The organism is Streptomyces sp. NPDC027663 (assembly GCF_055566415.1).
The window spans coordinates 148324-164351 of the sequence record NZ_JBVHSK010000016.1; the positions used below are offsets into that span (position 1 = coordinate 148324).

The following is a 16028-nucleotide window of genomic DNA, read 5'->3' on the forward strand; positions in this document are numbered from 1 at the left end:
CAGCAAAGCCGGAACGGGCCTGGTCGTCGGCGGACCTGCGGCCCGTCGGCAGGGCGGTGTGCGGAGCCCAGGCACCCCGCACACGGTGGGTTCACCGCCGGTCGGAACCGGCCATCGAGGTCACGAGGTGCCCGGCGACCCGTCTCGGTGTCGGGTGCCGTAGCACCAGGCTCGGCTTCAGCCTCAGTCCGGTCGTCGTGGCCAGGCTCTTGCTCAGCTGCACCGACAGCAGCGAGTCGAATCCGAGGTCCTTGAACTCCTGGTCGGGGTCGATGGTCTCGCCTGAGGGGTGCCCGAGCACGACGGCGACCTTCGTGAGGACGTGGTCCAGGACGAGTGCCGCCGCCTCGTCGTCGGGCAGGGCGGCGAGCACGTCCGGGAGGGCGACGGGCTCGTCGTCAGCCGCGGGCGGCTCCAGCGCGGGCACCTGCGCCGTCACCCCCGTGGGCGCGGAGTTCAGCCAGTAGCGCTGCCGCTGGAACGCGTACGTCGGCAGGTCCGCTCGCCGGCGCGTCCCGAACAGGGCGTTCCAGTCCACGGACCCGCCCCGCACATGGAGGCCGGCCAGCGAGCCGATCACTGCCTCCGCCTCATCGCGGTCCCGCCGTGAGGACGACAGGACCACCGCGTCGTCGACGTCCTCGACGATCTCCTGCACCGGGACGGTCAGCACGGGGTGCGGACTCATCTCGATGAACACCCGGAAACCGTCGTCGGTCAGCCGCCGGACGGAGCCTTCGAAGAGGACCTTCTCGCGCAGGTTGTCGTACCAGTACCCGGCGTTCAGCTTCGCGGTGTCGATGATGTCGCCGTACAGGGTCGAGCAGAAGGGCAGCGTCGACGTGCGCGGGCTCACGTCGGACAGCGGACCCACCACCTGGTCGCGGACCCGGGTCACGTGGTGCGAATGGGAGGCGTAGTCGACCGATATCCGCTTCGCCTGCACGCCGTCGGCCTTCATCTTCTCCACGAACTCGTCGAGCGCGTCCGGTTCCCCGGACACCACCACGGAGCGGGGTCCGTTGACCACGGCGATGGTCACCCGGCCCTCCCACGGCGCGAGACGTGCCTCCACGAGTTCCGCGGACTCCGCGACCGACGCCATCCCGCCGTGCCCGATCAGATCCACCAGAGCCTTGCTGCGGAGCGCCACGACCTTGGTGGCGTCGCGCAGAGACAGGGCGCCGCAGACGTACGCGGCGGCTATCTCGCCCTGGCTGTGCCCCACCACCGCGGCCGGTTCCACACCCCAGGACCGCCACAGGGCGGCCGTGGACACCATCACGGAGAACAGCGCGGGCTGCACCACATCCACCCGGTCCAGGGTCGGCGCCCCCTCCACGCCGTGCACCACGTCGAGCAGCGACCAGTCGACCCACTCGGCCAACGCGGCCGCGCACGCGTCGAGGCTCTGCGCGAAGACGGGGAAGGTGTCGTACAGTTGACGGCCCATCCCGACCCACTGCGAACCCTGTCCGGGGAACACGAAGACCGTCCCACCGAACTCCCCGGCCGTGCCGCGCACCACCGCGGCGGACTCCGCGCCGTCACCGAGCGACGTCAGGCCGCTCAGCAACTCGTCCCGGCCGCGTCCCAGGACCACCGCGCGGTGCTCGAACCGTGTCCGGCTCGACACCAACGACCAGCCGACATCGGCGACATCGAGACCCGGATCCGCGGCGGCGAAATCGCGCAGCTTGCGCGCCTGCCGTTCCACGGCCGCCGCGCTCTTCCCGGACAGCACCCACGGCACGAGGCCGCCGGCGACGCCCGCGTCCTGACCGCCGTCGTCCGCCTGCTCCTGCGGCGGAGCCTCTTCCAGGATGACATGGGCGTTGGTGCCGCTGATGCCGAACGACGACACGCCGGCCCGCCGCGGACCGTCCGCCCGGATCCACTCACGCCCCTCCACCAGCAGTTCGACCGCGCCCGACGACCAGTCCACGTGGCGGGAGGGCGCATCGACGTGCAGGGTCTTCGGCAGGTACCGGTGGCGCATGGCCATCACGGCCTTGATGATCCCGCCGACCCCGGCGGCGGCCATGGAGTGACCGATGTTCGACTTCAGGGACCCCAACCAGAGCGGCCTGCCCTCGGCCCGGCCCTGCCCGTAGGTCGCGAGCAGGGCGCCTGCCTCGATGGGATCGCCCAGCGTGGTTCCGGTGCCGTGGGCCTCGACCAGGTCCACCTCGGAGGCCGGGACGCCCGCGTTCGCCAGCGCCGTGCGGATCACCCTCTCCTGGGCGCGGCCGTTGGGAGCGGTCAGTCCGTTGCTGGCCCCGTCCTGGTTGATCGCGGAACCGCGCAGGACGGCCAGTACCGGGTGGCCGTTGCGGCGGGCGTCGGACAGCCGCTCCAGGAGCAGCACCCCCGCCCCTTCGGCCCAGCCAGTCCCGTCGGCTCCGTCCGCGAAGGACTTGCACCGGCCGTCGGCCGCCAGGCCACGCTGCCGGGAGAACTCCACGAAGATCCAGGGCGTCGACATCAGCGCCGCCCCGCCCGCCAGCGCGAGCGAGCACTCGCCCGAGCGCAGTGACTGCATCGCCAGGTGTACGGCCACCAGGGACGACGAGCACGCCGTGTCCACGGTCACCGCCGGTCCGGTCAGGCCGAGTTCGTACGCCACTCGGCCTGAGGCGACGCTCAGCGCGCTGCCTTGCAGCAGGAAGCCCTCCAGTTCGTTCCCCCTCGACTCCAGGAAACGCATCCCGTACTCGGGGAACATCACTCCGGAGAAGACACCGACGTCGGCCCCGCGCACATCGGCGGGAACGATGCCTGCCCGCTCGAAGACCTCCCACGACGTCTCCAGCAGCAAGCGCTGCTGCGGATCGATCGCCAGCGCCTCACGCGGGCTGATGCCGAAGAACCCCGCGTCGAATGCGGCCGCGTCCCTCAGGAACCCTCCGTGCCGCGCGTACGAGCTGCCGGCCGTGTCGGGATCCGGGTCGTACATGTCCGGCCACCCGCGGTCCTGTGGGAACTCCTCCACGACGTCCTTGCCGCCGCGGACCACATCCCACAGCTCCTCGGGCGAGGACACGCCTCCCGGGTAGCGGCAGGCCATGGCCACCACGGCGATCGGCTCGCCGCGGCCGGCTTTCAGGGCGTCGTTCTCCTGGCGGAGGCGGTCGCGTTCCTGCAGCAGCGCGCGGAGTGCCCGTTGGACCCGGTCCTCGCCCTCCGGCGTGCCGTCTGCGGAGTTCTGCATGTCAGTCATTCCTTCCGTCCAAGGCCAGGTCGACGAGTGCGTCCAGGTCCAGGGCGGCCAGTGCGTCCGTGCCGGTGTTCGCCGTACCGGTGTCCGGCACCCGACCGGTGGCGTCCGGCCGAGCCGGGTCGGCACATGCCAGGACCAGGTCCAGGACACCCGCGCTCCGCAGGCTGTCGATCGAGACGTTCCGCAGTACTTCCCGGATCTCCGCCTCCTCGTCCGAACTGGTGTCCGATGCCGGACCCATCAGGTCGAGGAGGTGCCGGCCCAGTTCGCGTGGGGTCGGGTAGCTGAAGACGAGGGTGGGTGCCAGCGGCAGTCCGGTCGAGGACGCCAGGCGGTTGCGCAGCTCGACCGCGGTCAGCGAGTCGAAACCGAGGTCCTTGAACGCCTTGTCGAGGTCGATGGTGTCGGAGGTCGTGTGGCCCAGGACGAGCGCGGCATGGTCGCGGACGAGGGCGGCGAGCGTGTCCTCGGCCTCCTCGGGGGACACGCGGGCCAGGCGATCGCGGAGGCCGACGGTGTCGGTCGCCGTGGCCGCGCCGGCCTTGCGGACCGGTGCGCGCACGAGGCCCTGGAGGACGGAGGGAAGAGTGCCGCTCTCCAGGTGGGGACGGAGCAGAGCTGGGGCGATCCTGGCCGGGACCAGGCAGGCGGCCCCCGTGGCACGGGCAGCGTCGAACAGCGCCACCCCTTCCTCCGCCGAGAGGGGCTTGATCCCGAGACGAGCCATCCGGGTCAGGTCCACGTCGTCCATGTGACCGGTCATGCCGCTGCTGTCGGACCACAGCCCCCAGGCCAGGGAGGTGGCGGGCAGCCCCTCGGCGCGACGGCGCTCGGCCAGCGCGTCGAGGAAGACGTTCGCCGCCGCGTAGTTGCCCTGGCCCGAAGTGCCCAGAACGCCCGCCACAGAGGAGAAGAGGACGAACTCGGTGAGGTTCGTCTCGCGGGTCAGCTCGTGCAAGTGCCAGGCGGTGTCGACCTTCGGGCGGAACACGCGCTCGACGCGCTCCGCCGTCAGGGAGGCGATGGTGCCGTCGTCGAGGACACCGGCGGTGTGCACGACGGCGGTCAGGGGGTGTTCGTCGGGGACGGACGCGAGGAGCGCGGCGAGGGCGTCGCGATCGGCGGTGTCACAGGCGACGACGGTGACCTTCACACCCAGCTCGGTCAGCTCGGCGGCGAGCTCGCGTGCGCCCGGAGCGTCCGGGCCACGCCGGCTGGTCAGCAGCAGATGACCGGCCTGCCCAGCCCTCGCGTACCGGCGGGCGAACAGCGAGCCGAGGGTGCCCGTGCCGCCGGTGATCACAACCGTGCCGCCCGCGGCGGGCTCCGGCACGGAGGCGTCCTCGGGCCACACCTCCCGTACGAGCCGGGGGACGTACAACTGCCGATCACCGTCACGGACGGCCGTCTGCGGCTCGCCGCTTGCCAGAGCCGCGCGGAACGACTCGGCGGACACGGCGTTCTCGTCCGCCAGGTCGATCAGGGCGAACCGGCCCGGGTTCTCGGCCTGAGCCGTACGGATCAGGCCCCAGACGGCGGCGTCCGCAGGGCTGGGCGTGTCGGTCTCGGCGTGGACCGCGACGGCTCGCCTGGTGACGAACACCAGCCGGCTGTCGGCCAGCCGCTCATCGGCCAGCCACGACTGGACCATGTCCAAGGCGTACCGAACGGCCTCGCGCGCGGCGCCGGGGACGTCATCGGCCGAGCCGGAGTGCCCCAGCAGGCCGGTGGCGATGACCAGGTCCGGGAGGGGGACGGTGTCGTCCGCCAGGAGCGGCGCCATCTCCGGATGGCTCGTAACCGCGATGTCCTCGGGCAGTGAGGTGACCAGTGCGTCGGGAACGGAGGTTCCCAGGAACGCCACGCGGTCGGCCTTGAGGGCTTCCGCGCCGGACACGGGGGTCCAGGCCAGGCGGAACAGGTGCCCGTCTCCTGCCGGCGCGACGGCCTTCGCCCACTGCTCGGTGGTGATGGGCCGCAGGCCCAGCGACGCCACCTCGGCGACCGGCTGCCCGGTGGGGTCGGCGAGCCGCAGGCGCAACGCCCCCGCGTCAGCGGGGGTGATCTGGACGCGCAGGGCCCGGGCCCCCACGGCGTGAAGCCGGACGTTCGACCAGGCGAACGGCAGCAGCACCTGGTCCGCGCCCTGCTGGGGAACGGTGCCGACGATCGGGTGGAGCGCGGCGTCGAAGAGCGCGGGGTGGATGCCGTAGTGGCCGGTGGCGTTGTCGGCGGGCTCGTCCGTTGGGAGGGTGACCTCGGCGTAGAGGGTGTCGCCCTGCCGCCAGGCGGCGGTCAGGCCCTGGAAGGCGGCGCCGTAGTGGTAGCCGCGGTCGGCGAGGTGGTCGTAGAGGGTGTCGACGGGTACGCGTGTGGCGCCGGTCGGCGGCCAGGACGCCGGCTCCGCCCACGCGGCCGGGTCCGGCGTGGTGGACGCCTCGGCGGTGAGGGTGCCGGTGGCGTGACGGGTCCAGGGCCGGTCGGGGGTGGCGTCGTCGGCTCGGGAGTGGATGGCAAAGGCCCGGCGGCCCTGGCCGTCGGCTGCCTCCACGTGCACTTGCAGCTGGACACCGCCTGTGGCCGGGAGGGTGAGAGGTGCTTCGAGTGTGAGGTCGTCCAGGTGCGGGGTGTCGGTGGACCGGCCCGCGTGCAGGGCGAGTTCGACGAACGCGGTGCCCGGCAGGAGCGGAGTGTCGTGGACGGCATGGTCGGCCAGCCAGGGGTGGCTGCGCAGCGACAGGTGCCCGGTGAACACGTGGCCGTCGCCGTCCGCGAGACCGACGGCGGCACGGAGCAGGCCGTGGTCGGCGGCGTGCAGGCCGAGGGCGTGGGGGTCCGTGGCGGTCGTGGTCTGCCGGAGCCAGTAGTGCTGACGCTGGAAGGGGTAGGTGGGCAGGCCGAGATGGGCGGGCCGGGTGGCGGGGAAGAAACCCGACCAGTCGGCGGTGGTGTGGGTGTGAGCGGTGGCGAGGGAGATCAGCACGCGCTGCCAGGTGTCGTCACCCCGGCGCAGCGTGCCGGTGACGGCGACCTCGCCGGTGCCCGTGTGGTCCTCGACGGTCTCCTGGAGCGGGTGGATGAGCACCGGATGGGGGCTGACCTCGATGAACAGGGTGTGCCCGTCGTCCAGCAGGGCGCGGGTGGTCGCCTCGAAGGCCACGGTCGTCCGCAGGTTCTCGTACCAGTACGCCGCGCCCATCGTCGTCGTGTCGCTCATCGCGCCCTTGGCGTGGTCGCCCACCGTCGAGTAGAACGCCACCTCCGCATCCCGCGGGCGCACCGGAGCGAGCAGCTCCAGCAGTTCGTCGTGGAGCGCCTCCACGTGCGGGGAGTGGGAGGCGTAGTCCACCGGGATCCGCCGGGCCCGGATGTTCTCGCCCTCGCAGTGGGCGACGATCTCTGCCAGCGCGTCGGCGTCGCCGGCGACCACGGTGACCGAGGGCCCGTTGGCCGTGGCGACGACCACCCGTCCCTCCCACCGGGCGATGAGCTTCTCGGCGTCCGCAACGGCAAGGGGCAGGGAGACCATTCCGCCGCCGCCCGCGATGCGGGTGATGGCCCGGGAGCGCAAGGCCACGATGCGGGCGGAGTCCTCCAGCGACAGCACGCCGGCGATGTGTGCGGCGGCGATCTCGCCCTGCGAGTGGCCCACCACCGCGTCCGGGATGACCCCCAGGTGCTGCCACAGCCGTGCCAGGGAGATCATCACCGCCCACAGCGCGGGCTGCACGACGTCGACGCGGTCGAGGGCGGGGGCGCCCTGCGTCTGGTTGAGGACGTCGACGAGGTTCCAGCCGGTGTACGGCTCCAGCGCCGCCGCGCAGGCGGTGAGGTGCTCGGCGAACACGGGCGAGGTGCGCATCAGCTCCACGCCCATACCGGTCCACTGCGAGCCCTGGCCGGGGAACACGAAGACCGTTCCGCCCGGCTGGGCCGCCGCCGTGCCGGTGACCACCCGAGGCGAGCCTTCACCGTCGGCCAGCGCGCTCAACGCCGTCCGGAAATCGGCCGGTTCACGGCCGACCAGCACCGCCCGGTGATCGAACACCGACCGGCTCGCCGCCAGCGCATGACCGACCTCGGCGGGCGTCACCCGCGGGTGCCGGTCCAGATGGTCGAGGAGCCGCCGCGCCTGCTCCTTCAGCGCGGCTTCCGACTTCGCCGACACCAGCCACGGCAGCGACCCGTCCGTCACCACCACCGGCTCCGGCGCACCCTGATCGGTGGCGCTGTCGTCCTCCGGGGCCTGCTCGACGATGAGGTGGGCGTTGGTGCCGCTGATACCGAAGGACGAGACGCCGGCCCGGCGGGGGTGATCGCTGTCCGGCCAGGCCCGGTTCTCGGTCAGGAGCTCCATCGCTCCTGCGGCCCAGTCCACGTGCGAGGACGGCCGGTCCACGTGCAGCGTCTTCGGCAGCAGGCCGTGGCGCATGGCCATGACCATCTTGATGACGCCGCCCACGCCCGCCGCGGCCTGGGAGTGGCCGATGTTGGACTTCAGCGAACCCAGCCACAGCGGCCGGTCCTCCGGCCGGCCCTGACCGTACGTGGCGAGCAGCGCCTGCGCCTCGATCGGGTCGCCGAGGGTGGTGCCGGTCCCGTGGGCCTCGACGACGTCGACTTCGTGTGCCGACAGGCCCGCGCTGGCCAGCGCCTGCCGGATGACGCGCTCCTGGGAAGGCCCGTTGGGGGCGGTGAGGCCGTTGCTGGCGCCGTCCTGGTTGATGGCCGAGCCGCGTACGACGGCCAGCACCCGGTGGCCGTTCTTCCGCGCGTCGGAGAGGCGTTCCAGGAGCAGCAGGCCCACGCCCTCCGCCCAGGCCGTGCCGTCCGCCGCCTCGGCGAACGCCTTGCACCGACCGTCCGCCGCAAGCCCGCGCTGCCGGCTGAACTCCACGAACATGCCCGGCGTGGCCATGACGGCGACACCGCCCGCCAGGGCCAGCGAGCACTCGCCGTTGCGCAGTGCCTGGGCCGCCATGTGCATCGAGACGAGGGAGGAGGAGCAGGCGGTGTCCACCGTCACGGCGGGGCCCTGCAGGCCGAGGGCGTACGAGATCCGGCCCGAGGCGACGCTCGCGGTGTTGCCGGTCAGCAGGTACCCGTCGAATCCGGTGACTCCGTCGTGCAGGTGAGGGCCGTATTCCTGGGTCATGGCGCCGACGAACACGCCCGTCTGGCTGCCGCGCAGCGCGGTCGGGTCGATGCCCGCCCGCTCGATCGCCTCCCAGGAGGTCTCCAGCAGCAGCCGCTGCTGCGGGTCCATAGCCGTCGCCTCGCGCGGGCTGATCCCGAAGAACGCGGGGTCGAACGCCGCCGCGTGGGAGAGGAACCCGCCCTTGGCGACGTACGACGTACCGGGCCGGTCCGGATCGGGGTCGAGGAGCTTGTCGGTGTCCCAGCCGCGGTCGGTGGGGAAGTCGGTGATGGCGTCGACGCCTTCGCTGACGAGACGCCACAGGTCCTCGGGGGCGCGGATGTCTCCGGGGTAGCGGCAGGCCATGCCCACGATCGCGATGGGTTCGTCCGCGCTGACGGTGGTGAGCGGGGAGCCGTGGGCGGCACTGCCGGACTGCTCGGCGCCCAGGAGTTCGGTCTGGAGATAGCGGGCGACGGCGGTGGGGGTCGGGTGGTTGAAGAGCAGCGTCGTCGGCAGCTTCAGGCCGGTGAGGGCACTGAGACGGTTCCGCAGTTCGACGGAGGCGAAGGAGTCGAAACCGAAGTCCTTGAACGTGCGGTCACCGTCCACCGCCTGCGAGGTGACATGTCCGGTGATCGCCGCGACCTCGGCACGGACCCGGTCGGTGAGGATCTGCTTCCGCTGGGCCGGCGACGCCTTCCTGAGGCGGTCCAGGAGCGGCGACGACGCATCGGACCGGGCAGGAGCAGCGGTGTCCTCGGGCTGATCGGCGACCACGTCGGCGGCCACATCGACCGATGCGTCGACGGACGCGTCGGAACCGGCGTCGGCAAGGCCGTCCGTCGGCAGGTCGATCCAGTGACGCTGCCGTTGGAAGGGGTAGGTGGGCAGGCCGAGATGGGTGGGCCGGGCGGCGGGGAAGAAGCCCGACCAGTCAACGGAGGCGGGGGCGTGGGTGTGGGCCGTGGCGAGGGAGGTCAGCACGCGCTGCCAGGTGTCGTCGTTCCGGCGCAGGGTGCCGGTGACGACGGCCTCGCCACCGCTCGCGTGGTCCTCGACGGTCTCCTGGAGAGGGTGGGTGAGGACGGGGTGGGGGCTGGCCTCGACGAAGAGGGTGTGCCCGTCGTCCAGCAGAGCGCTGGTGGCAGCCTGGAAGTGCACAGCAGTGGCCAGATTGTCGTACCAGTACGCGGCGTCCATCACCGTGGTGTCGGCCATCGGCCCACCCAGATGACCGGCAACGGTGGAATAGAACGCGATGCTCGCCTCGCGCGGCTGAACCGGCGCCAGGACATCCAGCAACTGGTCGCGAAGAGGGTGCACGTGAGACGTGTGCGAGGCGTAGTCGATCGGGACCCGACGAGCGCGCAAGCCCTCGCCCTCGCAATGAGCGCGCAGCTGCGCCACCGCGTCCGTGTCACCGGCCACCACAGTGGCCGACGGCCCGTTGACCGTGGCGACGACCAGCCGCCCCTCCCACCGTCCGATCAGCTCCGCGGCATCAGCCAGAGGCAGCGGCAGGGAAACCATGGCGCCGTGCCCCGCGATCCGAGCGAGAGCCTGGGAGCGCAAGGCCACGATGCGGGCGGAGTCCTCCAGCGACAGCACGCCGGCGATGTGTGCGGCGGCGATCTCGCCCTGCGAGTGGCCCACCACCGCGTCCGGCGTGACCCCCAGGTGCTGCCACAGCCGTGCCAGGGAGATCATCACCGCCCACAGCGCGGGCTGGATGACATCGTCACCCTCCAGGGCAGGGGCACCCTGCGCCTGGGCCAGGACATCGACGAGGTTCCAGCCGGTGTACGGCTCGAGCGCCGCCGCACAGGCAGACAGGTGCTCGGCGAAGACGGGGCTGGAGGCCATGAGCTGCACGCCCATACCGACCCACTGCGACCCCTGCCCCGGGAAGACGAACACCGTCTTGCCGGGTCGGGCCGCCACGGTACCTGTGACCACCTGCGCGGAAGGCTCACCGTCGGCCAGCGCGCTCAGCGCACCGCGGAAATCGGCAAGTTCACGGCCGACCAGCACCGCCCGGTGATCGAACACCGACCGGCTCGCCGCCAGCGCATGACCGACCTCGGCGGGCGTCACCCGCGGGTGCCGGTCCAGATGGTCGAGGAGCCGCCGCGCCTGCTCCTCCAGCGCCGCCCGCGACTTCGCCGACATCAGCCATGGCAACGTCCCGTCCGTCACGACGGCCGGTCCGTCCTGCACGGCCGCGACGTCGTCAGCCGTCCACTCACGCAGGACGACGTGACAGTTGGTACCGCCCATGCCGAAGGAGCTGGTCCCCGCGATCAGGGGGCGCTCGGGCCTGGGCCAGGGGGTGAGGTCCTGCTGGACGCGCAGGCGCAGTTCGTCGAAGGCGATGTCGGGGTTGGGCGTCTCGAAGTTGAGGCTGGGCGGCAGCTCGCGGTGCCAGATGCTGAGGACCGTCTTGAGCAGGCCGACGATGCCCGCCGCGCCCTCCAGATGGCCGACGTTGGTCTTCGCGGAGCCCACGTGCAGCGGGGCGTCGGCGGATCGACCGGTGCCGAGCGCGGCGCCCAGGGCGGCCGCCTCGATGGGGTCGCCCACGCGCGTTCCGGTGCCATGGAGCTCGACGTACTGGACGTCCTCGGGGCGGGTGCCGGCGCGTTCGTGCGCGCGGCGGATGACCTCTTCCTGGGCACGTGCGCTGGGCACCGTGAGACCGGGCGTGGAGCCGTCGTTGTTGACGGCGCTGCCCTCGATCACGCAGTAGATCCGGTCGCCGTCCGCCACCGCCCGGGACAGGGTCTTGAGGGCCAGGTAGGCGCCGCCCTCGCCGCGGACGTACCCGTTGGCCCGGGCGTCGAAGGTCTTGCACAGCCCATCCGGGGACAGGCCTCCGAACTTGGTCGAGCCGATGGTGCTCTCGGGGACGATCGCGAGGTTGACCCCGCCTGCGAGGGCGAGCGTGCAGTCCCCGGCGCGCAGGCTCTCCGCGGCCAGGTGCACCGCCACCAGCGACGAGGATTGGGCCGCGTCGACGGTGAGGCTGGGGCCGTTGAGTCCGAGCGTGTAGGAGAGGCGGTTGGCGATGATGCTGCGGTGCACTCCGGTGACGGAGTGGCGGTTGATGCGCTGGGTGCCATGTTTGTAGAGCCGGATCGCGTAGTCGTCCCAGATGGCTCCCACGAAGACACCTGTGCGGGTCCCTGGGAGGTCTGCGGGGACGATGCCGGCGTCCTCCAGCGCCTCCCAGCCCAGTTCCAGCATCAGACGCTGCTGGGGGTCCATCATCGCGGCTTCGTTCGGGGCGATCCCGAAGAAGTCGGCGTCAAAACCGGCGATGTCGTCCAGGAAGCCGCCGCGCGTGGTGGTGATCCTGCCGGGGGCCGTGACGTCCGGATCCAGCAGCCGGCGCGCGTCCCAGCGGTCGGCCGGCACGTCGGTGATGCCGCTTCTGCCCTCCCGCAGCAGTTCCCAGAAGGCGAGCGGGTTTTGGGCCTCGGGCAGGCGGCATGACATGCCTACGACGGCGATGGGTTCGCGAGCGGATGCCTCCGCCTCGTGCCCCCCCTCGCGCAGTGTCTCCGCGTCACCGACGACGCGTGGCGAGTAGGACCGGTAGCCGTCGGCGTCCTGCACCAGGGCCTCCCCAACAGTTGCTAGAAGAACGGGTGTGGCTGCGAGTCATCCGCCGTCGATCGACTCGTGAAAGCCGTTGTCACTGCGACCTTCCGCGCTCGTTCCCGCCACGGTCTCCCGGGTACGGCACCGGGCGCCGCGAGCCGCACACGCGTCAGCGCCAAGAAGTCAGCAGCTTCAGCAGGTCGTCCGGCGCGTTCATGAAGTCGTGGTGTCCGCCGGCGACAAACCGGAACTCGACCCCGTCCGCGTACTGACGCCACCCCTCGAGCTGGTCGAGACTCACCTCGGGGTCGTCCAGCCAGTGCAGGACGACGATGGGGCATCCCACCGCGACCGGCTCAGACCGCCGGTACTCACTCGCGGCGGCAAGATCACGCAGCAGCACGGCCATGCCCACGTCGATCATGTCCGACCGCGGTTCGATCCCCCGGCCGCGGACGACCGACTCCAGCTCGGCGCGCAGCTCGGACTCGGTCATGGTGAGCATCCGGTCGCGCGAGGCGTCGTGCGGTGCGGGCTGGCCCGACACGAAGAGGCAGTCCGGCTGGGGCAGACCCCGTTCGGCGAGCCGGACCGCGGTCTCGTACGCGGCCAGCGCGCCCGCGCAATGCCCGAAGAGCGCGAACGGCCGGTCGAGGCGCGGCAGCAGTTGTTCGGCCAGGCTGGCGGCGAGGTTTTCGTAGGTGCCGTAGTGGGGTGCGGCCAGCCGGTTCTCGCGGCCGGGGAACTGCACCGGGCTGACCTCGACGTCGTCGATCGCGGCCGGCCAGGCGCTGAAGGCCGAAGCCCCGGACCCGGAGTAGGGGAAACAGAAGAGCTGCGCGCGGTGGTCGGCGGACTGCGGCCGGACGAACCACGGCGACGTGGCGGTGGTGGAGCCGGATGTCATGGCGTCTTTCGTTTCTGGGCGACGATGGGGAGGTGGGTCATCCCGGCGATGAAGTACGACCGCAGGTGCTGCGGTTCGCCGGCGAGGTCGATCGACCCGAACCGCTGGGTCAGCTCCTCGAAGAAGATGCGCAGGGTCATCCGGGCCAGGGGCGCCCCGATGCAGAAGTGCGCCCCGAACCCGAACGCGACCTGGCGCTTCGCACCGCTGCGCGTGATGTCGAACCGGTGGGGGTCGGGGAACTGGGACTCGTCCCGGTTGGCCGACCCGATCCAGGCGACGACCGCCCCACGCGCCGGGATGGTGCCTCCGGCGATCTGAACGTCGTCCACCGCGTACCGCATGAAGTTACAGGCGGCCGATGTCCAGCGCAGCCCTTCCTCGACCAGGTTGGGGATCAGCGACGGGTCGGCCTGCGCCTTCTCGAACTGCTCGGGTCGCTCGATGAGCGCCTGTACCGTGCCCGAGACGGTGTGCGGCGTCGTCACGTTGGCGCCCAGGAGAATGCTGTAGCCGTCGAGGGCGATCTCCTCGTCGGTCAGCGGCACGCCTCCCGGACGGACGCTCATGAGGTGGTGCAGCAGACTGTCGTCCTCGCGTCCGTCCGCCCGCCGCGTCCTGACCCACTCCTTGACGTACGTGACCAGCTCGTGGTGGGAGATGGCCAGCGTCGCGGCTTCGCTGCCCTGCAGGAAGTGCGGGTCCGAGGGAGCCGTCACCATCGCGGTCAGCTGGACGAGTTCCTCCCAGTCCTTCTCGGGGATGCCGAGCAGCGGGCCGGTGACCATCGCCGGCAGGAGCAGCGCCCGCTCGGCCAGGTCGAAGGTCTCCCCGTCGAGTGCCGGTTCGAGGAAGCGCACGATCGTCCCGCGGATCTTGTCTTCCCATGACTTCACCGCCCGCGCGGTGAGCTTCGCGCCGAGCGGCCTGCGGACTTCGGTGTGCCGGGGCGGGTCGGTGGACGTCATCAGCGTGCCCGCCGCGACGTCGTCCGCCCCGAGGTGGGTGACCACGGTGCCGCGCTCCGAGGTGAACTCCCGGTGGTTTCCGAGTACGCGACAGACGTCCTCGTAGCGCGTGACGGACCAGAACTCCCGTCCGTCGGGGAGGACTTGGTGGTGCAGGGGAGCCTTCGCCCGCATCACGTCCCAGATCGGGTGCGGATCGCCCGAGGTGTAGAGGTTCAGGTCGAACAGGTCGACGCGATCGAGGTCGATGTCGCGCGCGGCGCCCGGCGTCAACCTCACGTCCGTGCCCTCCCCTGCTCTATCAGCTCAGCGACCCGCGCCGGGGTCTGGGCCAGGTAGAAGCCGCGCACGGACAGCTCGACGCCGTAGTCCTGGGCGACCCGGTCGATGATCTTGATCCCGACCAGTGAGTTGCCGCCGAGCGCGAAGAAGTTGTCGTCCGCCCCGACTTCGCGGGAGTCCAGGTACTCTCCCCACAGCGCCGAGACCTCCTGCACGAGTGACTCCGGCGCACTCGAAGGCGCGGCTTGTCGTTCCGAACCCTCGTCCTTCCCACCTCGCTGATGGACCTGCGACGACGATTCCATTGCCAATCCTTCCTTCCTCCGTCGAACGGGAGCGCCCGTCCACGCCATTACGGCCACTGGGGCCCTTTCCGTTGCCCCGCCGGCGAGAGAGATCCTTTGAATGGCTGAAAGGAGTCGGGGAAATTCGGCTGGTGAATTTTGCACGGCCATCGCGACGCCAAGGTAATTGACGGGCGAAGCTCCGCACAAGAGATGACAGGGCGAACACCATACCGGGGCACCGGTTGTCCCGCCGACAGGACAGCTCCTCCATCCTGCCAGGCCCGGTTGACGGGTCAACGGTCAGCTGCGCCTCTGCCGGACAGCGGCGGAGCGGTCCGAAACGGATCACCGCCCGAGCATGACTCGAGAAATGCTCGTTGCCGACGAATTCGCAGCGGACACCACGTCATTGCCGCAGCACCTTCGAAGAGTTACGGTGACGCACGGGAAAAATGCCCAGCAGCTTCCGGGCATGTCGGTCAATCAAACTGCTGAAGGGGAGGGGCACCTTGCTCAAGTCGCAAAGGCTCGCGGTGCTGCCCATCGACTCGTACGAGCTGGATTCCGAGTTCTCTATCGTGGACGGCCACGAGTACGGAGGCGAATACGACGCCTTCAGCTTCGGGTCGTGGTCGTCTCATGTGCTGGCCAATGGTAGCGGCGCCGATGCCGACACCTCATTCCGCCCCCACGACGGCCGTATGGCTCTCACCGAACTGGGCAAGCGGCTGCCCGGCATCATGTCCCTGGTGACCGAGCATTTTCCGCTCGACCGGTTGCAGTGGGTGCGTATCTTCAGGGCCCGTGACGCAATTCTCGCGCCGCACGTGGACTTTCTCGAATGGTCGGAACCGGGCACCAGGCTGCAGATTCCGCTGCGCACCAGTGAGGATTCCCTCCATTCCGAGAACGACGTCGTCTATCACCTCCGTCGCGGTGAGGTGTGGAAGATCCACACGACTGATCCTCACTCGACACGCAGCTCCGCCCACACGGCCCGGCTCTCCCTCTGCCTCGACTTCTCGGACGCCGACGAGCCCATCGAGATCCGCAACGAAATCGCCGCGACCGAGCCGGTCTGCATCGTCGAGCGGCCTGAGGCGGCCGAAGCGGAACTCGAGGAACTCCTCGGCGCCGGGCTGACGCCGGCGTCCATGCGGTCGGACTTCCGTCGATTCGCCGAGTTCCACTTCGAGCGGCGCTCGCATGCCGCCACGACGTACGACTGGTACGAAGAGGCCGCGCGGCGTACCGGCGATGCCGACATCATCGCGAAGGCCCGTGCCTTCCGCACGTACTGCATCGAGAAGCGGGCCGACGGGGAGGCCTTCCACTGGTGAGGGGGGTGTGGTCACGGCCGGCCACCGGGCCGCGGGGCCCGGTCGGGCCCTGTGAACCCGCGGTCCCTCTGGGTGGGCCCCTGATCGGCCTGTCGGACGAACTGCCCGATCAGTACGGCGAGTTGCCGATGGGCGGCGCCGTCACCGAAGGCGCCGCACCGGGCTGAACCTCGGCGTTCTGGGCCGCTGCGCCTCCGCTACTCCGTCTTGCTATGTACCGGTAGTCAGTGTTACGGTGTACCGGTAGTCAACAGCGCTGACTAGCGCAGGGAGGAGGTGTTCCA

6 protein-coding genes are annotated in these 16028 nt (G+C 70.9%); 1 reads left to right on the top strand and 5 read right to left on the bottom strand.

Going from position 1 to position 16028, the window contains the following annotated elements; all coding sequences use genetic code 11:
* Nucleotides 1–91 precede the first annotated feature (91 nt).
* The 5 genes from ACZ4SF_RS31765 to ACZ4SF_RS31785 form a co-directional block, all read right to left on the bottom strand.
* Nucleotides 92–3211, bottom strand: coding sequence for a type I polyketide synthase (locus ACZ4SF_RS31765; RefSeq protein ID WP_468391294.1), 3120 nt, complete (start codon nucleotides 3209–3211; stop codon nucleotides 92–94).
* Between the two features lies 1 nt (nucleotide 3212).
* Nucleotides 3213–11975 (bottom strand): type I polyketide synthase, encoded by an 8763-nt coding sequence (locus ACZ4SF_RS31770; RefSeq protein WP_468391297.1) that lies wholly within the window; start codon nucleotides 11973–11975, stop codon nucleotides 3213–3215.
* A 154-nt stretch (nucleotides 11976–12129) separates the two neighbouring features.
* Nucleotides 12130–12867, bottom strand: a complete 738-nt coding sequence (locus ACZ4SF_RS31775) for a thioesterase II family protein (protein WP_468391300.1) — start codon at nucleotides 12865–12867, stop codon at nucleotides 12130–12132.
* Complete coding sequence (locus tag ACZ4SF_RS31780; protein WP_468391303.1) at nucleotides 12864–14114, bottom strand: cytochrome P450; 1251 nt, start codon at nucleotides 14112–14114, stop codon at nucleotides 12864–12866. Before ACZ4SF_RS31780 ends, ACZ4SF_RS31775 begins: the two co-directional genes overlap by 4 nt.
* Nucleotides 14111–14332 carry a phosphopantetheine-binding protein gene (locus ACZ4SF_RS31785; protein ID WP_468391306.1) on the bottom strand — a complete coding sequence of 74 codons (222 nt, stop codon included), beginning with the start codon at nucleotides 14330–14332 and terminating at the stop codon, nucleotides 14111–14113. The genes ACZ4SF_RS31780 and ACZ4SF_RS31785 overlap by 4 nt, the downstream gene beginning before the upstream one ends.
* 581 nt (nucleotides 14333–14913) lie before the next feature.
* On the opposite strand from ACZ4SF_RS31785, the gene ACZ4SF_RS31790 reads away from it, so the two are divergent.
* Nucleotides 14914–15744, top strand: a complete 831-nt coding sequence (locus ACZ4SF_RS31790; RefSeq protein WP_468391309.1) for a putative nonproteinogenic amino acid hydroxylase — start codon at nucleotides 14914–14916, stop codon at nucleotides 15742–15744.
* Nucleotides 15745–16028: the final 284 nt, after the last annotated feature.

What these genes read in the sequence shown, in the direction of transcription:
- ACZ4SF_RS31775 (WP_468391300.1), bottom strand. Translation starts at nt 12,867, where the DNA reads ATGACATCCGGCTCCACCACCGCCACGTCGCCGTGGTTCGTCCGGCCG.
- ACZ4SF_RS31765 (WP_468391294.1), bottom strand. Translation starts at nt 3,211, where the DNA reads ATGCAGAACTCCGCAGACGGCACGCCGGAGGGCGAGGACCGGGTCCAA.